The organism is Pseudonocardia sp. HH130629-09, from assembly GCF_001294645.1.
In the GTDB taxonomy this organism is placed as follows: domain Bacteria; phylum Actinomycetota; class Actinomycetes; order Mycobacteriales; family Pseudonocardiaceae; genus Pseudonocardia.
Window position 1 is genome coordinate 758,621 of record NZ_CP011868.1, and the last position, 25,582, is coordinate 784,202.

The following is a 25,582-nucleotide window of genomic DNA, read 5'->3' on the forward strand; positions in this document are numbered from 1 at the left end:
CTCCGTGTCGGGCGCCGGGCGGCGCGGAAGCGTGGTGGAGCGCCGCCGTGCTCTCGACGGGCAGATGCCTTCTCGCATCGCGACGACGCACCGGGGGTGCGGCGGAGCCTTCCTGGCCCGCGCCGGTCCGGTCCACCCACGACAGGAGACCGGGACCGACGATACCGGCCGGGCTCGGTGCGCCCGGCACGGCGCCTGCCCTTAGGCTCGCCCGGGTGACGCGGTATCCCGATCTCGGTTCCGACACCCCCGCCGGCCCGCCCGGCGACGCGGTGGACCGGGCAGTCGACCAGGCGGTCGCGACCTCGGTGGAGACCTTCGGTGAGCAGCCGAGCACCCCCGCGATGCCGTACGTGCGCGGCGGGACCCAGGTGGCCGTCCTGATGATCGACATCGCGGACCGCCGGATCGTCTATGCCAACACCACCGCGCTGGAGCTGGCCGGCGACCGCCCGGTGCGGCTGCCGATCGGGGTCCGCGAGTGGAGCGAGTCCGTGCGGCTGACCGACCTGGACGGCCGGCCCTACACCGACGAGGGGGCACCGCTGTCCCGCATCGCCTCCGGCGAGGCGGTGTCCGGCGAGCCGGTGGCGCTGCACGGGCCGGGTCTGATGCCCGACCGCGACGGCGTCCCGGTCCCGGGTGAGGGCGCGCCGGCCAGCAGCACGCTGGTCTGGGTGACCGGGTTCGCGCTGTCGGACCCGGCCGCCCAGGGGCGGGGCACGTTCGCCGAGGCCACCGGCCCCGGCCGGGCGCTGGCCGTGCTGCTGCCGCTGTCGGACTCCGAGGTCGGCCAGGGCGGGGACCGCGACCGGATGGGGTTCCTGCGCGACCGCGCCGTGCTGGCCACCGAGATGTCGTTCACGATATCCGACCCGCAGCGTGAGGACGACCCGCTGGCCTGGGTGAACCCGTCGTTCGAGCGGCTGACGGGGTATCCGCTCGACGAGGTCGTCGGGCGCAACTGCCGGTTCCTGCAGGGGCCCAACACCGACCGGTCCGCGGTCCGCCGGCTGCGCGAGGCGCTGCGGGAACAGCGGCCGATCACCGAGGTGCTGCTCAACTACCGCCGCGACGGCACCGCGTTCTGGAACCAGGTGTCCGTCTCGCCGGTGCACGACGGCGACGGCGAGCTGGTCAACTTCGTCGGGGTGCAGAGCGACGTCACCGAGCGGGTCGTCGTCGAGCAGGAGCGGCGTGCGGCGCTGGTCGACGCCGAGGCGGCGCGGGCCCAGCTGCGGCTGCTCGCCGAGGCGACCACCCAGATGACCTCGGCGCTCGACGTGGCCGACGCGTGCCGTCGGTTCTCCCGGATCGTGGTGCCGGAGCTGGCCGACCTGTGCACGGTGGACCTGCTCGACACTCCCAACGGGGCCAGCCGCGAGCGGATGGCCGTCTCGGCCCGCGACGCCGACGACGAGGCACTGCTGTCCCGGTCCGGTCCGCTGGGGACGGGCCGGATCGAGCAGGAGGCCAAGACCGCGGTGCGGACCGGCAAGCCCTACCTGGTGCAGGAGCTGCCCGACGACGGACGCGAGGTCCATCCGGACGACCCGGAGGCGGCCGACGCCTACGAGCGGCTGCGGCTGCGCTCGGCGATGGTCGTCCCGCTGCTCGGCCGCGGCCGGGTGCTCGGCCTGGTGACGTTGTCCACCCAGTTCCCCTACGGCCGTCGCTGGACCCAGCGCGACGTGCACCTGGCCTCGGACCTGGCGGGCCGCGCCGGGCTGGCCGTCGACAACGCCCGGCTCTACGAGGTGGAGCGGGCCGCGGCTGCGACCCTGCAGCACAGCCTGCTCCCGGCGTTGCCGCAGGTCCCGGGGATGCGGGTCGCGGCCCGCTACCTGGTGGGCGCGGACGGCAACCAGGTCGGCGGGGACTGGTACGACGTGCTGCCGATGCCGGACGGCTCTGTCGGTGCCGCGGTGGGCGACGTGGTGGGCCACGACCTGTCGGCGGCAGCCGCGATGGGGCAGCTGCGCGGTGTGCTGCGTTCCTACGCCTGGGGCGGCGACGCGCCAGGGCCGGTGCTCGACCGCTGTGACCAGCTGGTGCAGGGCCTGGACATCGCCGCGATGGCGACCGCGGTCTACGCCCGGTTCGGCCCGGCGGGCCCCGACGGCGCGCGCGAGCTGACCTACGCCAACGCCGGGCACCCGGCGCCGCTGCTGCGCGATCCGCAGGGTCGGCTGCACCGGCTCGACGCGCACCACTCGCCGATGCTCGGGGCGGTGCCGGAGTTCGGGCGGGCCACCGGGGCGCACCGCGACGGCGCCACCGTGCCGTGTGCGGCGGGGTCGCTGCTGGTCTTCTACACCGACGGCCTGACCGACATCGTCGGCGAGGACGCCGACGCCCGCACCGAGCTCATCGAACGCACGGTGGAGCAGCTGCCGTCCGACGCGGACCCGGAGCGGGTCGTCGACCGGGTGCTCGAGGTGTGCCTGCCGGACCGGCTCGACGACGACATCGCGCTGCTCGCGATCCGTCTGGACCGCCCCGCCTGACGGACCGCCCTGACCGGCCGCCCGGACCGGCCGGCGCCGTTCGACCGTCCGGCCCCTCCGTACTACCGGTGGGCGGGCCGAGGTCACGGCGGAGTTGCGGTCGGGGCCGTCCGGGGGTTCGGGACAGGGGGTCGTCTCCCGCTCGTGGAACGGGTGACCCCACTCGTCCGTCCGGGTGGGTAATCGGCGATCGATCGGGGGACCCGGGCGTTGTACTCGACGGACGAGGACGTGCGGGATCGACGGGGGCGAGCGTGGGGCAGGGGACGACGCGACCGCGGAGGCTGGTCGCCGTGGCGCTGACCGCTGCGGAGTCGGAGAGGGCGGGGGGACCGCTCGCGGCGCTCTCCGGCGCGGCGGGGGAGACCGACCTGCTGGTGGTGCGGGACGACCCGGCCCCCGTCCGGCGTCCGCTGACACCGGCGCAGGCGCGGGAGCTGCTGGCGGCCGATGACGACACCGATGACGACACCGAGGACGGCACTGGGGCCGCGCCGGTGGTGATGCTGCCGGTCGAGCGGGTGCGGGTGCACCGCCTCGGGCTGCGCTGGGCGGTGCAGGACGGCGACGAGGCGGACCTCGTCGCGGCGCTCTCGGAGCTGGTCGGGTTCGACCCCGACGACGACACCTGGTGCGTGGCCCCGGCCGCCGCCGGACCGGTGTCCGACCCCGAGATCGAGGTGGTCCGTCGCGCGGTGCGCCGGGTCGCGCGGGTCTACGGCCTTCCGGTGCTGCCCTACCGGCCCCTGGGGCCCGTCGCGGAGGAGCTCACCGAGGACATCACTCGGGACATCACCGAGCCGGAGGCCCTGCCCTCCGCGGTGTGACGCCCGGAGGTGTGGCAGAACGTCCGGGCAGCAAGACGGCCCGCCCGATGCCCGGACGGGCCGTGCCGGATCGGTGAGCCGTCGAGCGGTGCCGTCAGACGACGGCGGCGAGGCCCGGGCCCTGCTCGGCGACGATGCGCTCGGCGTCGCGGCGCTCGATGATGGCGCGACGCTCGGACTCGCCCAGCCCGCCCCACACGCCGAACGGCTCACGGCTGGCCAGCGCGAAGCGGCGGCACTCCTGCAGCACGGGACAGCCCCGGCAGACCTGCTTCGCGCGCTCGGTGCGACGCGAGCGGGAGGGGTTGCGCTCGCCGTCTGGGTGGAAGAACACGGCGCTGTCCATGCCGCGGCACGCGCCCAGTCGCTGCCACTGCCACACGTCGTCCATCGGGCCGGGAAGCCGGGAAACGTCGCTCACGTGCTCACCTCGTCGCTCGGGGCCCGGGCGGACCGGGTTGGCTCCCCAACCCGATTCCCGAGGGGGTCCGAGATCAAACCTGCGGGGTGGCGGGATCGGTGTCGGCGATCGGCCGCGTGCGGCCCCCGGGGGCGGGCGGTCGATCGGATCGACCGCCATCACCCCTGTTCACGACACCACCACGCACCTGCGAGCTGCGACCGGCGCGCCGGGAAAGGGTGGAATCGGCCCAGCAATGTGTGACTCAGGTCACCTATCAGGAGGCCAGTGCGGCCTGCACGTCGTCGTGGATGTCGAACAGATGGTGCAGCCCGGCGATGCCGATCGGGCGCAGGACACGCCGCTCGGTGCATGCCAGACGCAGCTCGACGCCGGCCCGGTGGGCCTGCTCGCGCAGCTCGATCAGGGCCGCCAGTCCGGATGTGCCGAGGAAACGGACCCCGTCGAGGTCCAGCACGACCAGCGAGGACACCGCGATCTGCTCGGCCACCGAGTGCCGCAGCTCCGGCGCGGTCAGCATGTCCAGCTCGCCGGTCACCGCGACGACGACTGTCCCGTCCGCGGGCCGGGTGGTCTCCAGTCGCAGCCCGTCGCAGCTGTCGGTGACGTCGGGTGACGCCGTGCCCGAGCCGTCGCTGGTGCCGGCGCCGGGTGGACGGGGGTCGGTCATTGGGTCGACGGTAGGCACCGCGGCACGGCGTCGCCACTTGGAGCCCGCTCGGTGCCCACTCGGTGCCGACGACGCGTCCCGTCGGGCGACCGCACCGTCCCGGCTCAGGACGTCTGCTGCACGCTGCCCTCGGAACCGGCGGCGGAGGAGGCGGGGGCTGCGGCCGGTGACGGCTCGGCGTCCCGCTGCTCCGGCAGCACCACCGCCGGGAGGGCGGCGGCCTCGTCCCGGTCCGCGACGGCGTCGGGGGCCTCGTCCGGCCCGGCGGTCTCCCCGGTGCGCAGCGCGTGCGCCGGGCCGCCCGCCGGGCGCCGGACCCGCTCGCCCTGGTCGGCGCCCCGGGGGGCGCGGGCGGGCGCGTCGAGCCTGCCCAGCTCGGCCCCCAGCATCGCGTGCAGCCGGGCGATCTCGTCGCGCACCGACGAGCGCAGGCCGGACACGTGCGCGTGCATCGACGCCGCGGTGTCCGCGACGAGCTCGCTGTCCCGCCGTGCGGCCGCCCCGGCCGCACGCAGCCGGTCGACCTCCGCGCGGGCCTCGTCGACCATCCGGGTGGCCTCGTCGCGGGCGGCGTCCACCAGCTGCGCGGCCTCGATCTCGGCGGTGCGCCGCCGCATCGCGGCCTCGTGCTCGGCCATCCGGAGCACCTTGTCCGCGCGCATGCCGAAGGTCTCCGCGGGCCGGGAGCGAGCCTCCTCCAGGGTGGCGGCGAGCGCGTCGGCCCGGCGCTCGGCGGTGTCCCTGGCGTGCTCGGCCGCGGCGAGACGGACCATCAGGTCCTCGACGATGTGCTCGACGGTGCGGGCACCGTCGCCGCCGCGCGGGCTGCGCTGCGGCAGTCCGGCGGCCGTGGTCCCCGGGGGCGTGGCCTCGGGAACGCGCCCGGTCGGGGGCGTCGCGTCCCCGGGCCGGGTCGCCTCGTCGTCGCGCACGTCCTCGGCCGTCACATCGGCACCGGTCTCTGTGACACCGTCGGTCACCTCGTCGCACTCCCCGGGCAGCTGTTTACGGTGCGTCAGTCTCCGGCTCCGTGACGCACCCCGACAGCCCCCGTTCGGCGGACGGCGCCGGTGCGGCGGTCGACGGTGTGTGACGTGCGCGATCACGGAGCGCCGATGCGGGCACGGGGGCACGGAGGGCGGCGCCGGGGCGGGCCGCGCGGGCACGACGTGGCCCGGATCGGCGCGGTGACCGAGGGACCGGGCCGGGCAGGCTCCGAGACCGATCTAGGGTCGGGGGCGTGCACCCCGTCGACCGTTCCTGTGCCCGTACCCGCGCCTGGGTCGACGAGGCGATGCGCCGCGTCCAGGCCGACGCGAACCGTTCCTCCGACACCCACCTCCACGTGCTGGACCTGCCCACCGAGTGGGGTGTGCAGGTCTACCTCAAGGACGAGTCGGTGCACCCCACCGGCAGCCTCAAGCACCGGCTGGCCCGGTCGTTGTTCCTCTACGCGCTCGCGTCGGGCTGGATCACCGACGGCACGACGGTCGTCGAGGCCAGCTCCGGGTCGACGGCGGTCTCCGAGGCTTACTTCGCGCGGCTGATCGGGGTGCCGTTCGTGGCGGTCATGCCGCGCTCGACCAGCCCGGAGAAGATCGCGCTGATCGAGCGGGAGGGCGGGCGCTGCCACTTCGTCGACCACGGCGGTGAGGTCTACACCGAGGCCGAGCGGCTCGCCGCGGCCACCGGCGGGCACTACCTCGACCAGTTCACCTACGCCGAGCGTGCCACCGACTGGCGCGGCAACAACAACATCGCCGAGTCGATCCTGGCCCAGCTCGCCGAGGAGCCGCACCCGGTGCCGGAGTGGATCGTCGTCGGCGCCGGGACCGGGGGCACGTCGGCGACGATCGGCCGCTACCTGCGTTACCGGCGGCTCGCGACCCGGCTGGCCGTCGTCGACCCGGAGGGCTCGGCGTTCCTGCCCGGCTGGACGGCGGGGGACCCGTCGTACGCGACGGGTGCGGCGTCGCGGATCGAGGGGATCGGGCGGCCCCGGATGGAGCCGAGCTTCGTCCCGTCGGTGATCGACCGGATGGTCCCGGTCCCCGACGCCGCCAGCGTCGCCGCGGCCCGCCACCTGCGCGACCGCACCGGCCGGTGGGCCGGCGGGTCGACCGGCACCAACCTGTGGGGCGTCTACCAGGTCGTCGCGGAGATGCTGCGTGCCGGACGGTCGGGCAGCGTCGTGACCCTGCTGTGCGACGGCGGCGAGCGCTACCGACACAGCTACTACGACGACGCCTGGGTCGCCGCCCAGGGGATGGACCTGGCGCCCTACACGGCGACCCTCGACCGGTTCGTCGCGACCGGGGTCTGGTCCCCGCCCGCGGACTGAGCGGGTCCGCCGGTCCGGGTCAGCCCTCGGCGAGCAGGGCGGCGGTCGCGAGCAGCCGTCGCTCCGACCCGGGCCGCCCCACGAGCTGCACGCAGCCGTGTTCCCCGGGCCGGTGCACCGGCGCGACCAGCGACGGCAGCCCGGCCAGGTTCCACGCGGCCACACCGGTGGATCCGGCACCGGACGCCCCCGGCGGGGCGGGCAGCAGGCCGGCCTCGGCGCCGGCGTCGTCGAGCCAGGCGACCATCCGCTGCCGCCACGACGCGGGCGTCGCGGGACGCAGGCCGCCCAGGCGCCGGACGCGGCGGCCGCGCCGGACGAGGCTGCGGGCGCTGCGCGGCAGCTCGGCCGGGTCGAGGCCGAGGTCCTCCACCCGGCGGGCGAGCCCGGCCTGCCGGCGGCGGGCCGAGTGGACGACCAGCACGGCCCGGTACGGCGGGTCGGCGGCGACGAGGCCCAGCCCGGCGTCCTGCAGCAGCGTGATCGCCGCGTGCACCGCGGACGCCGCGTCCGGCCCGGCGAGCCGGGTGCGGCCGGTGCGCAGCGACGCGGCCAGGGAGGAGACGGGCATCGCGCCGGACCCGGGGCCGGGACCGGCGGGGGTGGTGAGCCGCGGCACCGACGACGGCGCGGCCGGCCCCCCGGTGCCGCGGGAGAGGGCGTCGAGCACCACGGTGAGGTCCTCCGCGCACCCGGCGATCAGGGTCGGCTCGGCCAGCCCGCACCAGCGGCGCTCGGCGGCGTCGGGCAGCGGGAGCACCCGGCGGCCCGGCTTGAGCGCGGTGATCCCGTGGGCGGCGGCGGCGCAGCGCAGGGTCCCGTCGCCGTCCACGCCGATCCCGAGCGGGACGACACCGGAGGCGACCACGGTCGCGGTGGCCCGGCCGCCCGGGGTGCCGTCGAGGCCCACCTCGTGCTCGGCGGTCCGCGCCCGCCCGGCGACGAGCGCGCCCGCGGCCCGCAGCCTGCGCACGACCTCGTCCCCGCGACCGGCGACGGAGATGCCGTCCTCGACTACCACCGGGACCCCCGCCAGCGGCAGGGCGAACCGGTCGGTGCGCCGGTCGAGCGCCGCGGCGGCCGCGCGCAGCGGTCCGGCGTCCACCACGAGCCCGGCGCTCACGGGTACCGCGTCGTCGAGGGCGGCGAGGAGCCGCTCGGCGACGGTGACCGCGCTCAGCCGTCCCTCGCGCACCGCGGCCGCGAGCCCCGACACACCGGATGGGCCGTCTCCCGAGGTGGGGGACGGCTCGTCCAGGTGCAGAGTGCTCATCGCGGTGGGGCTCGTCGTCCCGGTCGTCGGAGGGAGTGGTGGGGGAGGAGGACGGGGATCGCACCCGCCCTGCCGAGATGCTCGGCCATGTCGGCGTCGAGGACCGCGGGCGCCACCGGGCACCCGTGGACCTCCGGGTCCTCAGGCCGTGCGGAGTGCCTCCGGCACACCGTCGGCCACGTCGAACAGGGACATCAGGTTGGTCGCCTCGAGCGCTCGGGTGACGGCGTGCGACCCGCAGACCAGCCGCAGCCGGCTGCCGGCGTTCTCCGCCTTCTCCTTGCCCTCGACGAGCGCCGCCAGCCCGGCCGACCCGAGGAACGTGACCCGGGTCAGGTCCACCACCAGCAGGCTCGCGGAGCCGATCCGCTCGGCGAGTCGTTCGCTCAGCACGGGCGCCGTCATCGTGTCGATCTCGCCGTGCACACCGACGACGACGGCGCCGTCACCGTGCTCGGTCACCTCGAAGCGGACGACCTCGCCGACGTCGGGGCCCTGGTCTCCCCCCACCCCGGTGGGCGTCTCACTGCTCATGTGTCGTGCTCCCTCGCGAGTCGTCGCCGTCGGCGCCGTCGACGTGCTCGTGGTCCGGTCCCGGACGCGCCGTCGACTTCACCGTGAGTGACAACCGGCCGCCGTTGCTTGACGTGCCGCTCGTGCTGCCTCCGCACCAGCCTAGTCAGCGCGGTCACCCACCCTACGACCGCGGTCGGCGGTGGCACAAACGTTCCGCGACGTGGTCCGGTGCGTCGGCGGGGGTGGTCCGGCCCGGCTGGCAGGGTGGCCACCATGAGCGTCGAGATGCCTCCGCCGTTCGGGGTCCGGATCGGTGTCCGCAGCTACGAGATGGACGTGAACGGGCACGTCAACCACGCCGTCTACCACCAGTACGGCGAGCACGCCCGGATGGAGCACTTCCGCGCGGCCGGGCTGTCCCAGCACGCGCTCGGGGCGCACGGCCTGACGATCGTGCTGCTGTCGACGACAGCGCACTTCCGGGCCGAGCTGCGCGCCGGCGACGAGCTGTGGATCGACTCGGCGATCGCGTTCACGACCCGCAAGCCGTTCACGATGCGTCACCGGATCGTCCGGGAGACCGCGGCCGACGGGGCCCGGACGGACGATCTCGCGGCCGAGGTGGAGTGCACCCTCGGTGTGCTCGACACGACGACGCGACGCCTGGTCGCCGACCCGCACGGCCGGCTCGTGGCCGCGGCGTCGGACCCGGCCCTGCTGGGGCCGGGCCCGGAGGCCACGACGCCGTCGTGACGGCGGGGGCGCGCCCTCGCGGCGGGGGCGTCGAGGTGCCGGAGGCTCCGTGGCGGGTGCCGCCGGTGCGGGCCCGCGACGGCTCAGCCGCGCCGGGCGGGGTCCGCGCCGTACGGGCCGCCGGTGCGGGCGGGGACGGGCCGGTACCCACCGCTGTCCTGCGGACGGGGTGCGGCGGCCGGACGGCCCCCGGTGCCCTCGGCCCCGGACGGAGCGACCGCGGGATACCCGCCGGTGCCGTGCGGCCGGGTGGGCGTGACGGCCCGGTGGCCGCCGGTCGCGAGGATCTTGTGCGGGGCGGTGGTCCCGGCCCGGGCCGGGCCGACGAGCGGCGGCACCGCTCCACCGGCCCGTCGCACCGCGCGGCGCGACCGGAGGTAGGCGCGCGGGCCGGTCAGCAGTCCCCGGTTGCGCGTCTGGTCGGCGTCGGCGGGCATCGCGTCGCCGGCGCCGGCCTCGCGGTCGGAGATGTGGCGCAGCCGGGCGACCGCGGCCGGGAGTCGGCGCAGTGCGACCGACCGGCCCTGCGGGGACAGCGCCACCTTGGCCAGGAAACTGCCCAGCCCGACGGCGTAGCCCTCCATCTGCTTGCGCAGGGCGGCCTGGTCGGGGCGGTGGTGGTGCCACAGGTAGGCGCCGGGTGCGTAGCCCAGGACGTGGCCGGCGAGGATCGTGCGGACGAGGAACTCGCAGTCCTCGCCGCCGTGGGTGGGGGTGCCGGGGCCCATGGCCTCGTCGAAGCCGCCGACGGCGCGGGCGGCGCTTGCGCGGACGGCGAGGTTGGCGCCGATGCCGAACAGGCCGGGGGCGAAGGGGAAGATCGGGGAGTCCGCGGGGGGTTCGGCGAGGGTGAACCGGCGGGGGGTGAAGCCCTTGTTCCAGGCCAGGGCGACGTCGGCGGCGCGTTCCTCGGGGCTGGCGAGGCGGGCGGCCAGGACGGGGCCGGAGACGCAGGCGAGTTCGGGGTCGGCGGCGAAGGCGCCGGCGATGCGGGAGGCCCAGGCGGGGTCGACCTCGGTGTCGTCGTCGGTGAAGGCGACGATCTCGGTGCGGGCCTCGGCGAGTCCGCGGTTGCGCCCGACCGAGGCACCGCGGCGCGGCTCGCGGACGTAGCGGACCCGTGGGGACCCGGCGGCGGCGACGGCGTCGCGGGTGAGCTCGTCCGCCGGGTCGTTGTCGACGACGACGACCGACAGCGCCGGGTGGTCGGAGGCTAGGACCGCGCGCAGGCAGCGGGCCAGCGACTCGGGGCGGTTGCGCGTCGCGATCACCACCGTCACCGGGTCGCTCGCCACCGGTGCCGGGGCCACGTCCTCGGGCGGACCCAGGGTGATCAGCGCGGACCGCAGCTCTGCGATCGTGGCGCGTCCGCCACGCAGCGGCACGGTCACCTGACCCTGTGGAGTGCCCCCGACGGTGACGAGCAGACGGGCGGCGTGGAAGCCCGGGGCGACCCGCAGATCGCGCAGCGGGCCGAGCCGGTCCAGTTCACCCACCCAGGTCGCGGCGTCGTTCGGCGCAGACATCGCTGACATGGGTCACAGTGTCGGGTACGCGAGCTGTGCTCACACTGAGAGTGCGCAGTTGCCGGATTTCGGACACTGTGCGTGTGCGCGGTCGCGGAGTTCACCGGATGCGGTGCGACGGACGGCGTCGGCGCAGGTCGGAGCCGTGGCGCCCGATCATGCGCCGTACGGGTGACGACGGCGGCCGCGCAGCGCGGTTGCCCGCGGCGCTCCCGGGGCACGACGAGCGGCATCGGTGCTGCGACGACACGCCGTAGAGGTCCGGTTTCGGGCGTGTCGCACCGCTCGCGTCACTCGAACGGGTGCGAAGTCCACACCGGACGATCCCTCGACGCCCCGGACCAGCACCGATGGTGACCTCGCGTGGGACGGGGTGCGGGTGTCCGGGCGCGGGTAGGTTCGGATCATGAGCGAGTCCCGCCCCCCGCCTCGGTCCTGGTCACCGGGAGCGAGCTGCTGACCGGCCACGTCGCCGACGCCAACGGCCCCTTCGTCGCCCGCTCCCTCAGCGAGCTCGGCTTCGCCGTCTCGCGGGTCCTGCTGGTGGGGGACCGCGCCGAGGACCTGCGCTCGGCCCTGGAGTTCGTCGCCTCCGACGATCTCGTCGTCACCTCGGGCGGGCTCGGACCGACCGCCGACGACCTGACGGCCGAGGTCGTCGCCGAGTTCGCCGGAGCGGAGATGGAGGTCGACACCGCGCTGCAGGGTCGGATCCACGACCGGGTCGCCGGGTGGGCGAGCCGCGCCGGCTGGGCCGGCCCCGCGCTCGACGCGGCGACGGCCAAGCAGGCCAGGGTCCCGCGCGGGGCGAGCGTCCTCGAACCGGTCGGGACCGCGCCGGGACTGGCCGTGACGCGGCCGGGTGGGCCGCTCGTCGTCGTGCTCCCGGGGCCGCCGCGGGAGCTGCAGGGCATGTGGCCCGCCGCGCTGGAGTCGGCGCCGGTCGCGGAGCTGCTGACCCGGGTGCCCCGCGCGGAGGCGACGTTGCTGCGCTTCGCGGGGCTGCCGGAGTCCGAGATCGCCGAGACGTTGCGCGTCCTGGAGGCCGAGCTCGACGTGTCCGGGGTGGAGGTGACCACCTGCCTGCGCCGCTCGGAGCTGGAGGTCGACCTGCACCCGCTGCCCGGGGCCGAGTCGGCGGCCCGCGAGCTGGCCGCGCGGATCGTCGACCGGCACCGCCGCGCGCTCATCAGCGACGACGGCAGCACCACCGACGAGCTGCTCGCCGCGGCGCTGGTCGCGAAGGGCTGGACGGTCGCGACCGGCGAGTCCTGCACCGGTGGGCTGCTCGCCGGGCGGCTCGTCGACCGGGCCGGGTCGTCGGCCTACGTCGCCGGGGGCGTGGTCGCCTACTCGAACGAGGCGAAGACCGCGCTGCTCGACGTCCCCGCCGCGCTCATCGAGGCGCACGGGGCCGTGTCGCCCGAGGTCGCGCGGGCACTGGCGGACGGTGCGCGGGCGCGGTTCGGGGCGGACGTCGGCGTCGGGATCACCGGCGTCGCGGGCCCCGGTGGGGGTACCGAGGCCAAGCCCGTCGGCTACGTCTGCTTCTGCGTGACCACCGCCGACGGCCAGGTCATCGCGCGCGACCCGCAGCTGCCCGGCGGGCGGGCCGACGTGCGGGAGCGCTCGGTCGACCTGGCCATGCACCTGCTGCTACGCGCCACCGGCGTCACGGGGCCGGGCGCGCACCGCTGAGTGCACCCTCTCCGCACGACGCCCCGCCCGGGGGGCCCGGACGGGGCGCTGCGCGGTGCGGGGGGAGGCTCAGCCCTTCGCGGCGGCGAAGCGCTGGGCGGCGTCGGCCCAGTTCACGACGTTCCACCAGGCCGTGACGTAGTCGGGCTTCACGTTCTTGTACTGCAGGTAGAAGGCGTGTTCCCACATGTCGAGCAGGACGATCGGGGTCTGTCCGGCGGGGAGCTGGGACTGCTGGTCGTAGAGCTGGTGGATCAGCAGGCGGCCGCCGAGCTGGTCGTAGCCGAGGATGGCCCAGCCGGAGCCCTGGATGGTGGTGGCGGCGGCGGTGAAGTGGGCCTGGAATCCGTCGAAGGAGCCGAAGTCCTCGTCGATGGCGGCGGCGAGGTCGCCGGTGGGCTTGTCGCCGCCGTCGGGGAGAGGTTGTTCCAGAAGGCGGAGTGGTTGACGTGGCCGCCGAGGTTGAACGCGAGGGTCTTCTCGAGTCCGACGATGGCGCCGAAGTCGTTGCGGTCCCGGGCCTCGGCGAGCTTGTCGAGGGTGGTGTTGAGGCCCTGGACGTAGGTGTTGTGGTGCTTGGAGTGGTGCAGCTCCATGATCTCGGGCGCGATGTGCGGGGCGAGCGCGGAGTAGTCGTAGGGCAGGTCCGGGAGCGTGTACTCGGCCATGGTCCTCTCCTGGGTCGGGAACGCGCGGCGGTGTGCCACGCGGATTCACTTGCCACTATGTAGCAACTGCCGACTACCCGCGACCGGCCACGCGCACGCGTGGACGGATCGATCCGCAACATGTAGTCTGCTGCAAGTCACTTGCAGGAATGCGGGTGACGCGGCGGAGATCGTTCTGGCAGCTCGACATCCGCCGTCGACGGCGCCGTGGCGTCGCGTCCGATTGGGCGCGGGCCACGGCTTCGTCGCGTCCCGTCCCGTCCCAGGAGCGTTCCGCCCAGGAGTTCTCAGCCCAGGAGGTCGGCGAGCTTCCGGGCGGTGGCGAGGTTGCGCATCGTGCCGCCCTGGTCCGGCGCGGTCGTGCGGGCCGAGATCCGGGTGGCGAGCTCGCTGCGGCCCAGCCCGTCGGGCAGGTGCAGCCACACCGTCCGGCCACGGGCGACGGCGTCGCCGCGGCCGCCCTTCGCCCGCTCGGCCGCCAGCGCGGCCGCGATCCGCTCGTGGTCGTCGGGCGGTGGACCTGCCCGGAACAGGACGTGCAGCTGCTTCAGGTCGGTGACCTGCGGGAACCGGTTCGCCGCCACCGCGGTGAGGTAGTCGGCACGGCCGAACACGACCACCGGGCGCTCGATGCCGAACTCCTCCAGCAGCGCCGCGGCGATCGTCGCGGCGACCTCGTCGTCGCCCGCGGGACTGGTCAGGGCGACGTTGCCGGACTGGATGTGGGTGACGACGTCGGCGCAGCCGCGTTCGCCGAGCACCCGGCGCAGGTCGGCCATCGGGACCTTCCCGTGGCCGCCGACGTTGATCCCGCGCAGCAGCGCGATGTGGGTACGCACGCCGGAATGGTGCCGCGGCTATGCGGCGGCCGGGAGGGTGAAGGCCGACGCGGCCTCGCGGATGCGGTCGCCGGTGGGGCCCACCGGCTCGCGCAGCGCCGCGTCGCGCCGTTCCAGGTCCTCGGCCGTGCGGGGCGCGACGAGCCCGCCGCCCCCGGTGGCGAGGGCCTGGTTGAGCTCGACGAACCCGCGCAGTCCGTCTTCGTAGGCGGCGAACGCGCCGGTGTGATCGGGGGCCGCGGCCAGCTCCGCGGCGAGCACGTAGGCCCCGACGAGCGCCATGCTCGACCCCTGCCCGCTCATGAACGACGGCGCGTAGCCCGCGTCGCCGACGAGTGCCACCCGGCCCGACGACCAGCGCGGCATCCGGATCTGGCTGACGACGTCGAAGAACAGGTCGTCGGCGGTGCGCATGGTCGCGATCATCCGCGGGATCTCCCAGCCGTCACCCGCGAACACCTCCGCGACGAGGTCGCACTGGGCCTGCGGATCCCGGCAGGCGTCGAACGGCGGGTCGGTGCGGGCGAAGTTCAGGAGGCCGTGCACCTCGGGGGCGTCGCCCGTCGCGTAGAGGATGCCCGCCCGGCCCGGCACGTTCCAGATGACGCCCTCGTGGGAGAGGCCGAGGTGGTTCGGCATGGTGAAACCCGCGAAGCAGTACCCGAGGTAGTGGTGGAACTGCTCCTCAGGACCGAAGATGAGCGCCCGGGTGGCCGAGTGCAGCCCGTCCGCGCCGACGACCATGTCGAACGTCCGCTCCCTCCCGCTGTGGAAGGTCACGTCGACGCCGTTGTCGTGGTCGGCCAGTCTCGCGATCGAGTCCCCGAAGACGAACTCGACGTCGTCACGGACCGCGTCGTACAGCGCGCCGACGAGGTCGCCACGCCGCAGTTCGACGTCGCGGCCGTGCGTCCCACCGGTCGCGGCCTCCGGGTCGACGGTCGCGATGGCCGTGCCGCCGGGGGTCAGGAAGGTGAGCCGCTGCGAGTCGACGTGCGCCGCCCGGACGCGGGGGAGTAGGCCCATCCGGTCGACCACCTCGATCGCGGTGCCCCGGACGTCGATCGGGTAGCCGCCGCCGCGGACCGCGCCGGCCCGCTCGACGACGGTGACGGTGAAGCCCCGGCGGTGCAGCCAGTAGGCGAGCGCGGGCCCCGCGATGCTCGCCCCGGACACGAGGATCGTCCCCTTCACGATGTACCTGCCTAACTTAGGTATCTTTTTCCGACATCGCCGAACATATACCTAACTTAGGTATCTATCAAGGGGGATCTGTGTCCGAGGACCCGATGCCGGCCGGGCTGCTGCCGCGGATCACCCAGCTCAGTGCCGTCCTGAACCGGGGACGCGTGGTCGAGCGAGCGGTCGCCGCCGCGGGCATCGACGTCGACCGTCCCGCGCTGTCGGTGCTGATCACGCTGCACACGGCCGGCGGCCCGCTGCGGGTGGGGGAGATCGCCACCCGGATGCAGGTGGTCGGGCCGCACGTCACCCGGCAGGTGAACGAGCTGGAGCGGCGCGGCCTGGTGCATCGCGTCGCCGACCCGGCAGACCAGCGAGCCCGGCTCGTCGAGATGACCCCCGGGGGTGCCGACGCGGTCGGGCGCTACCTGCGCGAGGTGCTCGGCTGGTTCTCCGGTGCGATGGCGGGCTGGTCGGAGCAGGACCGCGCCGACCTCACCCGGCTGCTCGGGCGGATGGTGGACGACCTCACCGCCCAGGTCGACGAGGAGCCGTCCTGACCCCGACGGTCACGACGGACGGTCGGCAGCGGCCAGGACGGCGTCGGCCAGCTCCGCCGGGGTAAGCCGGTCCGAGCGCAGGACCAGGGTCCCCGCCGGCTGCCGGTCGGCGGCGGTCGGGTCGAGCCGGCTGAGGGCCCAGTCGAGGGCCGACCCGTCCGGTCGGTGGCCACCGGGTGGCGGCGTACGGGCGCGGAGCCGGTCCCGCAGCACCTCGGGGGCGGCGTCCAGGAAGACGTGCAGGACCTCCTCGCCCGCGTCGGCCAGGCCGTCGAGGATCTCCGCCCGGTAGCTGTCGCGCAGGAGCGACATGGGCACCACCAGCGTCCGCGCGTGGTGCCTGCGCAGGGACAGGGCCGTCGCGACGACCAGCTCCCGCCAGCTCGGCAGGGCCTGGAAGTCCTCGTTCGGCGGGAGCCACTTCCAGAGCATCAGGCCGACGTCCTCGGGGTCGTACACGACCGCGTCCGGGAGGCGGCGATGCAGCTCGGCGGCCAGGGTCGTCTTGCCCACCCCGAACCCGCCGTTCAGCCACACGATCACCGGGGCACCGTAGCGCCGGGGTCCGGAGTCACCGAGCTGCCGGGGCTCCTGACCCGAGCACCGCACGGTAGTGCGCGATGAGGGCCTCGTCGGGACCCGGTGTGGTGTCGGGGTCGCTCCCGCCGAGGTGTGCGGCGAGTGCCTCGAAGCAGCGGTCCCACCCGGCGGCGGTGTTCGCCGACCAGCGGGGGTCGAGCACGGTGTTGCTGAGCCGCAGCACGCAGCCGTCGCCGTCGGGTTCGAGGGTCCAGTGCAGCTTCTCGTCGGCCCAGGTGAACCCGAACGCCGTCGGTGGCTCGAGCTCGGTGATCTCGGCGTGGTCCTGCTCGCCGCCCTCGAAGGTCAGCGTGATCATTCCCCCGACGCGCATCTCCGCCTGCACCTCGCAGGGGAACCAGCGGCTCATCTGGGCGGGTTCGGTCAGCGCGGCCCAGACCTTCTCGATCGGATGCGGATAGCGGCGCACGAAGCGCAGGACCGGGCCGTCGGGATCGACGGTGACCTGAGTGCTCATGATGGTTCCTCTCCGGGGGGACTGTCGGGTGAGTCGAGGTGTGCGCCCAGGGCGTCGAGTCGTTCCTGCCAGAAGGCGCGATGCGGCGCGAGCCAGGTCTCGATCTCGGCCAGCGCATCCGCCCGGAGTACGTAGCGACGGTGCTGGGACTCGACGACGACGTCGACCATGCCCATGTGGCGCAACACGCGCAGGTGCTTCGACACCGCGGTCTGGTTCAGCTCCAGCGCGGTCACGAGGTCTCCGACGACGCAGCCCTGCGGCGTCCGCAGCCGGTCCAGGATGGCTCGTCTCGTCGGGTCCGCCAGGACGTCGAAGGAATCACGCACTCGATGAACATGCCACAGTGGGCATGTGCCGGTCAAGGCATATGGATGTGGCTGTGCCTCGGACACGACAACGGCGCTGACCGACGGGAGATGGTTCCCGCTGGTCAGCGCCGTTTCAGGGCCTGTGATCAGGCAGCCTGCTTGGTCTCCCAGAAGATCTTGTCGATCTGGGCGATGTAGTCGAGCAGCTCCTGGCCGGTGGCCGGGTCGTTCGAGCCCTTGGTGCCCGACGCGCCGGCGGCCTTGGTGGCCTTGTTGAACAGCTCGTGCAGCTCCGGGTACTTCTCGAAGTGCGGCGGCTTGAAGTAGTCGGTCCAGAGCACCCAGAGGTGGTGCTTCACCAGGTCGGAGCGCTGCTCCTTGATCTCGATGGCGCGGGCCCGGAAGTCCGCGTCCTCGTTGCCCTGGTACTTCTCCTGGATCGCCTTGACCGACTCGGCCTCGATCCGGGCCTGGGCCGGGTCGTACACGCCGCAGGGGAGGTCGCAGTGCGCGGTGGCCTCCAGTCGCGGACGGAGAATGCGGGACAGCCGCATGAGTGTCCTTCCTGGTGGGGTGATCGTTCTGGCACCGGCGACCCTACCCTCGCGACGGTGGTCGGGCAGGACGACCACGTCAGGAGATCCACTCTGGAGGGAGTCCGCGATGCGCCTGCGGCGGGTGACGGTGCGGGGGCCCTCGATGTCCCCTGCCCTCTCCGACGGCGACGTCGTGCTGGTCCGGTTCGGTGCACCCGTCCGGCCCGGCGACGTCGTCCTCGTGACCTGGGAGTCCCGCCCCGGGCAGCTGTCGGTGAAGCGGGCCGTGCACCCCGACGGCGACGGCTGGCACGTCCGCGGCGACAACCCGTTCGGCTCCACGGACTCGACCACCCTGGGCCCCGCGAGCGTCCACGCCGTCGCCCGCTACCGCCTCTGCCCCCGCCCCGGCCGCATCCCCGCCCCCCGCTGCTGAGTCCCACACGGGATCCGGTCTCCCACACGGGATCGGGACCCGTGTGGGACGCCGGATCCAGTGTGGGAGCGGTGGGCTGACGTAGCGTCGGGGGCGTGGGTCGGGGCGAGGGTGCGCGGGTGGGGGACGGGTTGGGCGTGGGGCCGGATCTCGTCGGGGCCGCGGAGGTCGCGACGGGGCAGGCGCTGGCGGCGCTCGGTGCGGTCCCCGACCTCGTGGCGTTCTTCGTCTGTCCCGGTGCCGGGCCCGCCGCCCCGGTCGAGGAGGCCGAGGCCGCCGGACTGCGGGTGATGGAGCTCGCCGGACCCGGCGCGACGATCGGGACCACCGCGCACGGCGTGATGGCCGACGGCCGCGGCGTCGAGGGCGAGCCCGCCGTCGCCGTCTGGGCGGCGTCGCTGCCCGGCACCCGGGTCCGGACGTTCTTCCCGGTCGCGCGGCGCCGCCCCGGCGCAGGACCGGACGGACGCGACGCGATCGCGGTGCGCGGCCTGGTCCCGCCCGCCGAGGACGACCGCGTCGCCGTCCTGCTGGCCGACCCGTCCGTGTTCCCGGTCAGCGGGGTCCTGGACCGGCTCGCGTCGACCCATCCGGGGTTCCCGGTGATCGGGGGCCTGGCCCGCGGACCCGGCGGCCCCGGGGCCGACCGGCTGTTCGCCGGGGGCACCGTGCACCACGGCGGGGCGGTCGGGGTGCTGCTCGGCGGTGCGTCCGACGCGCGGGTCGTCGTCAGCCAGGGGTGCCGCCCGATCGGGCCGCCGATGGTCGTCACCAGCGCCCGGGACAACCGGATCGCCGAGCTCGCCGGGCGGCCCGCGGCCGAGCGGCTGCGCGAGATCGTCACCGCGCTGCCGCCCGAGGAGCAGGAGCAGGCGCTGACCGGGCTGCACCTGGGCGTCGCCGTCGACGAGTACGCCGAGTCCCACGACCGCGGCGACTTCCTGGTCCGGGCGGTGCTGGCCGTCGACGTCGGCGACGGCGCCGTCATCGCGGGCGACCTCGTCGAGGTCGGCACCACCGTGCGCTTCCAGGTCCACGACGCCGCGGGCGCCGCCCAGGACCTGCACGAGCTGCTCGCCCCGGTGCGCCGCGCAGCGCCGGCCGCGGGTGCGTTGCTGTTCTCCTGCAACGGCCGCGGCGCAGGCATGTTCGGCGACGCCGACCACGACGTGCACGCCGTGCGCGTCGGTCTCGACCCGCACGGGACCGCCACGGGTGCGACGGGCCCCCGGGTGGCCGGCTTCTTCGCCGCCGGCGAGATCGGCCCGGTCGGGCCGGGCAACCACCTGCACGCGTTCACCGCGTCCGTGCTGGTGGTCTGAGCTCTCAGCGCAGGGTCCGGAAGAACCCCCGCACCTCGTCGACGAAGGACTCGGGCTGCTCCAGCGACGGGAAGTGCCCGCCGACGTCGGGGCGGGAGAACCAGCGCAGGTCGGTGTAGCGGCGCTCCAGCCAGGACCGGGGGAGCTTCACCATCTCGTGCGGGAACTGGGCGACACCGGTCGGGACGTCGACGTCGTCGAGGCGGCGGCGGGCGAAGCTCTCCCAGTAGATCCGCGCCGACGACGCGCCGGCCGATCCCAGCCAGTACTGCATGACGTTGTCCAGCAGCCGGTCCCGGCTGATCACGTTCTCCGGGCGCCCCGCGCAGTCGGTCCAGTCCCAGAACTTCTCCACGATCCACGTGCACTGCGCCACGGGGGAGTCGGCGAGGCCGTAGCCGATGGTCTGCGGACGGGTGGACTGCTCCGCGGAGTAGCCGGAGCCGTAGCGCGAGAACTCCTTGGAGAAGCGGATGTCGGCCTTCTCCTGCCCCGACAGGGCCTCGGCGTCGTCGGGCTTGGGGGCCAGCGCCATCGTCAGGTGGATGCCGATCAGCATCTCCGGGGCGGCGGTCCCCAGCGCCGAGGTGATCCTCGAGCCCCAGCCGCCGCCCTGCGCGGCGAAGCGCTCGTAGCCGAGCCGGTCCATCAGCTGCGCCCAGGCGACGGCGATCCGCTCGACCCCCCACCCGGTCGTCGTGGGCTTGCCGGAGAACCCGAACCCGGGCAGCGTCGGCACGACGACGTGGAAGGCGTCGGCCGGGTCCTCGGGGTCGGTCAGCGCGGGCAGCACGCCGAGGAACTCGACGAGCGAGCCCGGCCAGCCGTGGGTGAGCAGCAGCGGCGTCGCGTCCGGGTGCTTCGACCGGGCGTGCAGCACGTGGATCTCGACCGCGTCGTCGCCGCCGCCGTCGAGACCGGTGCGGAACTGCGGCCACGCGTTGATCTCGGCCTCGACGCGGCGCCAGTCGTAGCGGGTGCGCCAGTAGTCGCAGAGCTCGCGGGCGTAGTCCAGCGGCACGCCCTGGGACCAGCCGTCGACCGTTGCCGGGTCCGGCCAGCGGGTGCGGGCGAGCCGCTCGCGCAGGTCGTCCAGCTCGGCGTCGGGGATCTCGATCCGGAAGTCGCGCACCTGGCCACGGTGACACGGAACGTGACGACGGGCGCCGTGGCCACGGCATCGGAACGATCACGATGCGGCGAGGGCCCGGCTGATCCCGCGGGCCGCCGCGCGCACCGCGGGCACCAGGGTGTGCGGGTTCGTCGCGGCCGGCACGACGATCGACAGCCCGGCGACGACCGGCCCGTCCCCGGCGCGCACCGGCGCGGCCACCGACATCGACACCTCCTCGATCTGCCGGTCGGACACCACGAACCCGCCGGTCCGGGCCTGGGCGAGCAGCGCACGGACGCCGTCGGGGCGGCACACCGTCCACGGGGTGAACCGGCGGATCGGGCGGGCCAGCACCGTCTCCACCGCTGCCGGGTCGGCGTGCGCGAGCAGCACGAGCCCGACCCCGGTCGCCGTCGACGGCAGCCGGGACCCGGTCCGCGAGACGATCGAGACGGCGCCGCGGCTGGACAGGCGCTCGACGTAGACGACCTCGCCGGGGTCGTCCGGGTCGAGCACGGCGAGCGCCACGTTGTGCCGGGTGACCTCGTGCAGATCCTCCAGGAACGGCATCGCCGCCTCCCGCAGCCCGTGGCTGGCCGGGGCCAGGTGCGCGATCTCCCAGAGCCGCAGCCCGATCCGGTAGCGGCCGTCGTCGCCGCGGTCCAGTGCCCCGCCCGCGGCGAGCTCACCGGCGATCCGGTGCACCGTCGTCAGCGGGAGCCCGGTGCGCCGGGCGATGTCGGTCAACCCGAGCACCGGGGCCCGCGCGCTGAAGGCGCCCAGCACGTCCAGCACCCGCGCGGTGACCCCCGACCGGACCGGACGTGTCGCCATGACCGGGCATTCTTCCGCAGAGCGGAAGCGGGGTCGAATGCTCCGGTGCCGGGGCGGGAAGGTGACGCCCATGACGCAGCGACGCGAGACCCGGACCCAGGTCGGCATCGTCGGAGCGGGCCCCGCCGGGCTCGTCCTGGCGAAGCTGCTGGCGCTGTCCGGGATCGGGTCGGTGGTCCTGGAGTCCCGCGACCGTGCCTACGTCGAGGCGCGGGTCCGCGCCGGTGTGCTGGAGGCGCCGACCGTCGAGCTGCTCCGGGAGATGGGCGTCGCCGGCCGGCTCGACCGCGAGGGCATGCCGCACACCGGCATCGCGCTGCGATTCGCCGAGGCCCCCGGCGCACCCGCCGCCGACCACCGCATCGACTTCGCCGACCTCGTCGGCACCGGCATCACCGTCTACGGCCAGCAGGAGGTCGTGAAGGACCTGCTCGCCGACCGCGTCGACGCCGCCGGGCTGCCGGTGGAGTTCGGCGTCACCGGCGTCGCCCTGCACGACGTCGACACCGACACCCCGTCGATCACCTACGCTGCGGCCGACGGCACCGAGCACGTCCTGCGCTGCGACGTCATCGCCGGCTGCGACGGCTTCCACGGCGTCTCCCGCCCGCTCGTCGCCCCGGAGATCGCCGAGCGCGTCTACCCGTTCTCCTGGCTCGGCGTGCTCGCGAAGGCCGCCCCCACCACCGACGAACTCGTCTACGCCCACCACGACGACGGCTTCGCGCTCTACTCGATGCGCAGCCCCGAGGTGACCCGGCTCTACGTCCAGGTCCCGAACGACACCGACCCGTCCGACTGGTCCGACGCCCGCATCTGGGACGCCCTGCACACCCGCCTGGCCTGCGACGGCTTCACGATCAACGAGGGCGAGTTCATCGAGAAGCCCTCGGTCACCCCGATGCGCAGCATGGTCGCCTCCCCGATGCGCCGCGGACGGCTGTTCCTCGCCGGCGACGCCGCGCACATCGTGCCGCCCACCGGCGCCAAGGGTATGAACCTCGCCATCGCCGACGTCCGGGTGCTCGCCGACGCGGTCGTCCGCGCACTGCGCGACGGCGACGACGCGGGTCTCGACGGCTACTCCGAGACCTGCCTGCGCCGCGTCTGGCGGGCCGAGCACTTCTCCTGGTTCATGACCTCGATGCTGCACCGCTTCGACCCCGCCACCGAGGGCGGCGACGCGTTCGGCGTCGGGCTGCAACGCTCCCAGCTGCGCTACACCGTGACCTCCCGCGCCGCCGCGACGAGCCTCGCCGAGAACTACGTCGGCCTCCCGCACGGCGCCGTCTAGACCCACCCACCACGAGGAAGGACCGCCGATGCAGGGCTACGCCCCCGTCCCGGCCGGGACCCACGCACCGCTGCTCTCACCGGACTACCGCAGCACCGCGTTGCGGGCGCCGTCCGAGCAGCCGGTGATCCTGCCCCAGCGGCTCACCGAGATCACCGGGCCGCTGCTCACCGGGCCCGTCCGCCCCGGCGACGACGACCTCACCGTCGGTGCGCACGGTGAGGCCCAGGGACAGCGGATCGTCGTGTTCGGCCGGGTCCTCGACTCCGACGGCCGCCCCGTCCCGGACACTCTGGTCGAGGTCTGGCAGGCCAACGCCGCGGGCCGTTACGCCCACCGCTGGGACAACTGGCCCGCCCCGCTCGACCCGAACTTCACCGGTGGCGGCCGGGTCCTCACCGACGCCCACGGCGGCTACTCGTTCACCACGATCAAGCCCGGCGCCTACCCCTGGGGCAACCACCACAACGCCTGGCGCCCCGCGCACATCCACTTCTCGCTGTTCGGGCGCGCGTTCACCCAGCGGTTGGTGACCCAGATGTACTTCCCGGACGACCCGCTGTTCGCCCAGGACCCGATCTACAACGCGACGCCCGAGCAGGCGCGGACGCGGCTGGTGTCCACCTTCGACCTGGAGGCCACCCGCCCGGAGTGGGCGCTGGCGTTCCGGTTCGACATCGTGCTGCGCGGCCGCGGCGCCACCCCGTTCGAGGAGCCCCACGCATGAGCCTGCCGCCGACCCCGACCCAGACCGTCGGCCCCTACCTCGCGCTGGGCCTGCCCTGGCCGGACGGCCCGGACGTCGTGCCCGACGGCACCCCGGGCGCCGTCCTGATCGGCGGGACCGTGTTCGACGGCGCCGGGGCACTCGTCCCCGACGCGCTGGTCGAGACCTGGCAGGCCGACCCGGACGGCCGCTTCGACCACCCCGACGACCCCCGCGGCGCGGCGAAGCCGTCCGTCGAGGGCTTCCGCGGCTTCGGCCGCTGCCCCACCGACGACGAGGGCCGGTGGTGGATCCGCACCGTGCTGCCGGGTGTGCTGCCCGCCGAGGCTCCGCAGGGTGCCGACGCGCGCTCCGCCGAGGCTCCGCACGTGAACGTCTCGGTGTTCGCCCGCGGCCTGCTCGACCGCGTCGTCACCCGCGTCTACTTCCCCGAGCACGCCGCGGCGCACGCCACCGAGCCGCTGCTCACCGCCGTCCCGGCCGACCGTCGGCACACGCTCGTCGCCGTCGCGGACGGGCCGGGCCGGTACCGGTTCGACATCCGGCTGCGCGGTGAGGGGGAGACGGTGTTCCTCGCGTTGTGACGGCGCCCGGCCGCGCCGGCACCCGCCCGGGACCTCACCGGTGTGGCGGGTGTGACGCGTCCGGTTGATTCGGGTGATCCTTCGGGGGTACTCCTGCGAAGATCTACCCAGCAGGGGCGGGAGGACCGGTGGACGCAGCGCAGTCGGCACACGTGCCGTTCGGTGATCCGGCGCAGTCCGCCGCCCGGGTACGCGGGCGCGTGACGGGCGCCGTCGCCGCGGTGTCGCGGCGGTACCCCCTCGCCGTGCAGCTCGCCCGCTACGCCGTCGTCGGCGGCGGGGCGACCGCGCTGAACGCCGCGCTGTTCCTGCTGTTGCGCCCGGTGCTCCCGGCGGTCCCGGCGAACCTGGTCGCGCTGGTCCTCACCACCGCGGTCAGCACCGAGGCCAGCCGCCGCTTCGCCTTCGACGGCGCCCCCGCGCACCGGCTGCGCGAGTGGGTGCACGACGCGGGCACCGTCGCGTTCTACGCGACCTACACCTCCGCGGTGCTGCTCGCGCTGCACCAGGTGGCCGGGGACACCACACCGGGGGAGGAGGCGGCGGTCGTCGCCGCCGCCAGCCTCGTCGGCGGGCTGCTGCGGTTCGCGGTGCTGCGGTTCTGGGTGTTCGATGTGGCACGCCCGGCCGCCGCCGGTGCGCGAGGCGACCAAGAAGGACGGCACCCGTGCCCGGAACAGCCGAGTTCGACGCCTTCGACCTGACCGTCGGGCCGCCCGAGGAGCGGGTCGTCGTCCACGGGGTGCGCGGCGGACAGGGCCCGCCGGTGCTGCTGCTGCACGGCTTCCCGCAGACCCACGCCATGTGGGGGCCGCTCGCGGCGGACCTGGCGCGCGACCACACCGTCGTCGCCACGGACCTGCGCGGCTACGGAGAGTCCGGCCGCCCCGCCGACGGCGAGAACCACGCCGGCTACTCGTTCCGGGCGATGGCCGCCGACCAGGTCGACGTGATGGCCCGCCTCGGCTTCGACACCTTCGCCGTCGTCGCCCACGACCGCGGCGCCCGCGTCACCCACCGGATGCTGCTCGACCATCCCGAGCGCATCACACGGTCGGCGTTGCTGGACATCCTCCCCACCGCCTACGTCTACGCCCACACCGATCGCGCGCTGGCGACGGCGTACTTCCACTGGTTCCTGTTCATCCAGCCCGCCGATCTGCCCGAACGGCTCATCGCCGGCGACCCGATCGGCTTCCTGCACTCGTTGCTCGGCGGCTGGGGCTCCGGGCTCGACGCGCACCCGCCCGAGGCGCTGGCCTCCTACGAGCGCGCGTTCGCCGACCCGGCCGCCCGGCACGCGATGCTGGAGGACTACCGGGCGGGCGCCTCGATCGACCTCGACCACGACGCCGCCTCGGAGCGGGCGGGGGAGCGGATCGCCGCGCCCACCCTGGTGCTGTGGGGCGAGCGCGGCGTCGTCGGTGCCAACGCCGAGAGCCCGCTGGAGGTGTGGCGCCGCGCCGCCGCCGACCCGGACCTGGTCACCGGTGAGGCACTCGCCGGCGCCGGGCACTTCCTCATCGACGAGCAGCCCGCCGCGACCACCGCCGCGGTCCGCGCGTTCCTGGGCGGCTGACCGCCGG

General features: G+C 74.8%; 27 protein-coding genes and 1 pseudogene. 13 read left to right on the forward strand and 15 right to left on the reverse strand.

Annotated elements, in window-relative coordinates; translation table 11 throughout:
* The first annotated feature begins 215 nt into the window (after positions 1-215).
* Both XF36_RS03650 and XF36_RS03655 read left to right on the forward strand, forming a co-directional pair.
* Positions 216-2,507 (forward strand): GAF domain-containing SpoIIE family protein phosphatase, encoded by a 2,292-nt coding sequence (locus tag XF36_RS03650; protein WP_145981243.1) that lies wholly within the window; start codon positions 216-218, stop codon positions 2,505-2,507.
* Positions 2,508-2,800: 293 nt separating this feature from the next.
* A complete protein-coding gene (locus tag XF36_RS03655) occupies positions 2,801-3,334 on the forward strand; it encodes a hypothetical protein (RefSeq protein ID WP_060710890.1) in 534 nt (177 codons plus the stop codon).
* Between the two features lie 94 nt (positions 3,335-3,428).
* Here the strand turns inward: XF36_RS03655 and XF36_RS03660 are convergent, their stop codons facing one another.
* The 3 genes from XF36_RS03660 to XF36_RS32145 all read right to left on the reverse strand — a co-directional run bounded on the left by XF36_RS03660 (position 3,429) and on the right by XF36_RS32145 (position 5,405).
* Complete coding sequence (locus XF36_RS03660) at positions 3,429-3,755, reverse strand: WhiB family transcriptional regulator (RefSeq protein ID WP_060710891.1); 327 nt, start codon at positions 3,753-3,755, stop codon at positions 3,429-3,431.
* 256 nt (positions 3,756-4,011) lie between these two features.
* Positions 4,012-4,425 carry an STAS domain-containing protein gene (locus tag XF36_RS03665; protein ID WP_060710892.1) on the reverse strand — a complete coding sequence of 138 codons (414 nt, stop codon included), beginning with the start codon at positions 4,423-4,425 and terminating at the stop codon, positions 4,012-4,014.
* A 104-nt stretch (positions 4,426-4,529) separates the two neighbouring features.
* Positions 4,530-5,405, reverse strand: coding sequence for a hypothetical protein (locus XF36_RS32145; RefSeq protein WP_060710893.1), 876 nt, complete (start codon positions 5,403-5,405; stop codon positions 4,530-4,532).
* Between the two features lie 314 nt (positions 5,406-5,719).
* Between XF36_RS32145 and XF36_RS03675 the strand changes: the two genes are divergently transcribed.
* Positions 5,720-6,766: a PLP-dependent cysteine synthase family protein gene (locus XF36_RS03675; protein WP_082375737.1), complete on the forward strand. Its 1,047-nt coding sequence runs from the start codon at positions 5,720-5,722 to the stop codon at positions 6,764-6,766.
* A 19-nt stretch (positions 6,767-6,785) separates the two neighbouring features.
* On the opposite strand, the gene XF36_RS03680 is transcribed toward XF36_RS03675, so the two are convergent.
* Both XF36_RS03680 and XF36_RS03685 read right to left on the reverse strand, forming a co-directional pair.
* Positions 6,786-8,039, reverse strand: coding sequence for an amidase family protein (locus tag XF36_RS03680; RefSeq protein WP_060710895.1), 1,254 nt, complete (start codon positions 8,037-8,039; stop codon positions 6,786-6,788).
* A 141-nt stretch (positions 8,040-8,180) separates the two neighbouring features.
* Positions 8,181-8,573: an STAS domain-containing protein gene (locus XF36_RS03685; protein ID WP_043280132.1), complete on the reverse strand. Its 393-nt coding sequence runs from the start codon at positions 8,571-8,573 to the stop codon at positions 8,181-8,183.
* A 255-nt stretch (positions 8,574-8,828) separates the two neighbouring features.
* On the opposite strand from XF36_RS03685, the gene XF36_RS03690 reads away from it, so the two are divergent.
* Positions 8,829-9,308 (forward strand): acyl-CoA thioesterase, encoded by a 480-nt coding sequence (locus tag XF36_RS03690; protein ID WP_020625583.1) that lies wholly within the window; start codon positions 8,829-8,831, stop codon positions 9,306-9,308.
* Positions 9,309-9,391: 83 nt separating this feature from the next.
* Here the strand turns inward: XF36_RS03690 and XF36_RS03695 are convergent, their stop codons facing one another.
* Positions 9,392-10,834: a glycosyltransferase family 2 protein gene (locus tag XF36_RS03695; protein WP_060710896.1), complete on the reverse strand. Its 1,443-nt coding sequence runs from the start codon at positions 10,832-10,834 to the stop codon at positions 9,392-9,394.
* A 363-nt stretch (positions 10,835-11,197) separates the two neighbouring features.
* Between XF36_RS03695 and XF36_RS03700 the strand changes: the two genes are divergently transcribed.
* Positions 11,198-12,532: a competence/damage-inducible protein A gene (locus XF36_RS03700; protein WP_082375138.1), complete on the forward strand. Its 1,335-nt coding sequence runs from the start codon at positions 11,198-11,200 to the stop codon at positions 12,530-12,532.
* A 69-nt stretch (positions 12,533-12,601) separates the two neighbouring features.
* Here XF36_RS03700 and XF36_RS03705 read toward each other — a convergent pair.
* The 3 genes and pseudogenes from XF36_RS03705 to XF36_RS03715 form a co-directional block, all read right to left on the reverse strand.
* A pseudogene (locus XF36_RS03705) lies at positions 12,602-13,200 on the reverse strand (superoxide dismutase).
* Between the two features lie 287 nt (positions 13,201-13,487).
* A complete protein-coding gene (locus tag XF36_RS03710) occupies positions 13,488-14,039 on the reverse strand; it encodes a DUF1697 domain-containing protein (RefSeq protein WP_060710897.1) in 552 nt (183 codons plus the stop codon).
* Positions 14,040-14,057: 18 nt separating this feature from the next.
* Positions 14,058-15,233: an FAD-dependent monooxygenase gene (locus tag XF36_RS03715; protein WP_202968473.1), complete on the reverse strand. Its 1,176-nt coding sequence runs from the start codon at positions 15,231-15,233 to the stop codon at positions 14,058-14,060.
* A gap of 80 nt (positions 15,234-15,313) precedes the next feature.
* On the opposite strand from XF36_RS03715, the gene XF36_RS03720 reads away from it, so the two are divergent.
* Complete coding sequence (locus XF36_RS03720; protein ID WP_238589096.1) at positions 15,314-15,781, forward strand: MarR family winged helix-turn-helix transcriptional regulator; 468 nt, start codon at positions 15,314-15,316, stop codon at positions 15,779-15,781.
* Between the two features lie 9 nt (positions 15,782-15,790).
* Here XF36_RS03720 and XF36_RS03725 read toward each other — a convergent pair whose 3' ends face one another.
* From XF36_RS03725 to sodN, 4 genes are all read right to left on the reverse strand, one after another.
* Positions 15,791-16,324 carry an AAA family ATPase gene (locus tag XF36_RS03725; protein ID WP_060714388.1) on the reverse strand — a complete coding sequence of 178 codons (534 nt, stop codon included), beginning with the start codon at positions 16,322-16,324 and terminating at the stop codon, positions 15,791-15,793.
* Positions 16,325-16,352: 28 nt separating this feature from the next.
* Positions 16,353-16,838 (reverse strand): SRPBCC family protein, encoded by a 486-nt coding sequence (locus XF36_RS03730; protein ID WP_060710900.1) that lies wholly within the window; start codon positions 16,836-16,838, stop codon positions 16,353-16,355.
* Positions 16,835-17,167, reverse strand: a complete 333-nt coding sequence (locus tag XF36_RS03735) for an ArsR/SmtB family transcription factor (protein ID WP_060710901.1) — start codon at positions 17,165-17,167, stop codon at positions 16,835-16,837. Before XF36_RS03735 ends, XF36_RS03730 begins: the two co-directional genes overlap by 4 nt.
* Positions 17,168-17,295: 128 nt before the next feature.
* Positions 17,296-17,703 (reverse strand): superoxide dismutase, Ni, encoded by a 408-nt coding sequence (gene sodN, locus XF36_RS03740; protein ID WP_020628231.1) that lies wholly within the window; start codon positions 17,701-17,703, stop codon positions 17,296-17,298.
* 145 nt (positions 17,704-17,848) lie between these two features.
* Here sodN and XF36_RS03745 point away from each other — a divergent pair, with 145 nt between their 5' ends.
* Both XF36_RS03745 and XF36_RS03750 read left to right on the forward strand, forming a co-directional pair.
* Complete coding sequence (locus XF36_RS03745) at positions 17,849-18,121, forward strand: S24/S26 family peptidase (protein ID WP_238589097.1); 273 nt, start codon at positions 17,849-17,851, stop codon at positions 18,119-18,121.
* Between the two features lie 119 nt (positions 18,122-18,240).
* A complete protein-coding gene (locus tag XF36_RS03750; protein WP_238589098.1) occupies positions 18,241-19,443 on the forward strand; it encodes an FIST signal transduction protein in 1,203 nt (400 codons plus the stop codon).
* Positions 19,444-19,447: 4 nt separating this feature from the next.
* Here the strand turns inward: XF36_RS03750 and XF36_RS03755 are convergent, their stop codons facing one another.
* Both XF36_RS03755 and XF36_RS03760 read right to left on the reverse strand, forming a co-directional pair.
* Positions 19,448-20,575: an epoxide hydrolase family protein gene (locus XF36_RS03755; protein WP_060710904.1), complete on the reverse strand. Its 1,128-nt coding sequence runs from the start codon at positions 20,573-20,575 to the stop codon at positions 19,448-19,450.
* Between the two features lie 57 nt (positions 20,576-20,632).
* Positions 20,633-21,391, reverse strand: coding sequence for an IclR family transcriptional regulator (locus tag XF36_RS03760; protein WP_060710905.1), 759 nt, complete (start codon positions 21,389-21,391; stop codon positions 20,633-20,635).
* A gap of 70 nt (positions 21,392-21,461) precedes the next feature.
* On the opposite strand from XF36_RS03760, the gene XF36_RS03765 reads away from it, so the two are divergent.
* From XF36_RS03765 to XF36_RS03785, 5 genes are all read left to right on the forward strand, one after another.
* On the forward strand, positions 21,462-22,685 hold the full coding sequence (locus tag XF36_RS03765; protein WP_060710906.1) for a 4-hydroxybenzoate 3-monooxygenase: 1,224 nt from the start codon (positions 21,462-21,464) through the stop codon (positions 22,683-22,685).
* Between the two features lie 28 nt (positions 22,686-22,713).
* Positions 22,714-23,412: a protocatechuate 3,4-dioxygenase subunit beta gene (gene pcaH / locus XF36_RS03770; protein ID WP_020625980.1), complete on the forward strand. Its 699-nt coding sequence runs from the start codon at positions 22,714-22,716 to the stop codon at positions 23,410-23,412.
* Positions 23,409-23,996 carry a protocatechuate 3,4-dioxygenase subunit alpha gene (pcaG, locus tag XF36_RS03775; RefSeq protein ID WP_060710907.1) on the forward strand — a complete coding sequence of 196 codons (588 nt, stop codon included), beginning with the start codon at positions 23,409-23,411 and terminating at the stop codon, positions 23,994-23,996. The genes pcaH and pcaG overlap by 4 nt, the downstream gene beginning before the upstream one ends.
* A gap of 128 nt (positions 23,997-24,124) precedes the next feature.
* The gene (locus XF36_RS03780; protein WP_060710908.1) at positions 24,125-24,700 is read left to right on the forward strand and encodes a GtrA family protein; all 576 of its coding nucleotides are present in this window, start codon (positions 24,125-24,127) and stop codon (positions 24,698-24,700) included.
* Positions 24,664-25,575 carry an alpha/beta fold hydrolase gene (locus XF36_RS03785; RefSeq protein WP_202968474.1) on the forward strand — a complete coding sequence of 304 codons (912 nt, stop codon included), beginning with the start codon at positions 24,664-24,666 and terminating at the stop codon, positions 25,573-25,575. The genes XF36_RS03780 and XF36_RS03785 overlap by 37 nt, the downstream gene beginning before the upstream one ends.
* The last annotated feature ends 7 nt before the right edge of the window (positions 25,576-25,582 follow it).

Bases quoted from the DNA above. Each gene is read 5' to 3' on its own strand.
- XF36_RS03695 (WP_060710896.1), bottom strand. From the start codon at position 10,834: ATGTCTGCGCCGAACGACGCCGCGACCTGGGTGGGTGAACTGGACCGG.
- XF36_RS03680 (WP_060710895.1), bottom strand. From the start codon at position 8,039: ATGAGCACTCTGCACCTGGACGAGCCGTCCCCCACCTCGGGAGACGGC.
- XF36_RS03690 (WP_020625583.1), top strand. From the start codon at position 8,829: ATGAGCGTCGAGATGCCTCCGCCGTTCGGGGTCCGGATCGGTGTCCGC.
- XF36_RS03685 (WP_043280132.1), bottom strand. From the start codon at position 8,573: ATGAGCAGTGAGACGCCCACCGGGGTGGGGGGAGACCAGGGCCCCGAC.
- sodN (WP_020628231.1), bottom strand. From the start codon at position 17,703: ATGCGGCTGTCCCGCATTCTCCGTCCGCGACTGGAGGCCACCGCGCAC.
- pcaH (WP_020625980.1), top strand. From the start codon at position 22,714: ATGCAGGGCTACGCCCCCGTCCCGGCCGGGACCCACGCACCGCTGCTC.
- XF36_RS03760 (WP_060710905.1), bottom strand. From the start codon at position 21,391: ATGGCGACACGTCCGGTCCGGTCGGGGGTCACCGCGCGGGTGCTGGAC.
- XF36_RS03730 (WP_060710900.1), bottom strand. From the start codon at position 16,838: ATGAGCACTCAGGTCACCGTCGATCCCGACGGCCCGGTCCTGCGCTTC.
- XF36_RS03675 (WP_082375737.1), top strand. From the start codon at position 5,720: ATGCGCCGCGTCCAGGCCGACGCGAACCGTTCCTCCGACACCCACCTC.
- XF36_RS03745 (WP_238589097.1), top strand. From the start codon at position 17,849: ATGTCCCCTGCCCTCTCCGACGGCGACGTCGTGCTGGTCCGGTTCGGT.
- XF36_RS03665 (WP_060710892.1), bottom strand. From the start codon at position 4,425: ATGACCGACCCCCGTCCACCCGGCGCCGGCACCAGCGACGGCTCGGGC.
- pcaG (WP_060710907.1), top strand. From the start codon at position 23,409: ATGAGCCTGCCGCCGACCCCGACCCAGACCGTCGGCCCCTACCTCGCG.
- XF36_RS03765 (WP_060710906.1), top strand. From the start codon at position 21,462: ATGACGCAGCGACGCGAGACCCGGACCCAGGTCGGCATCGTCGGAGCG.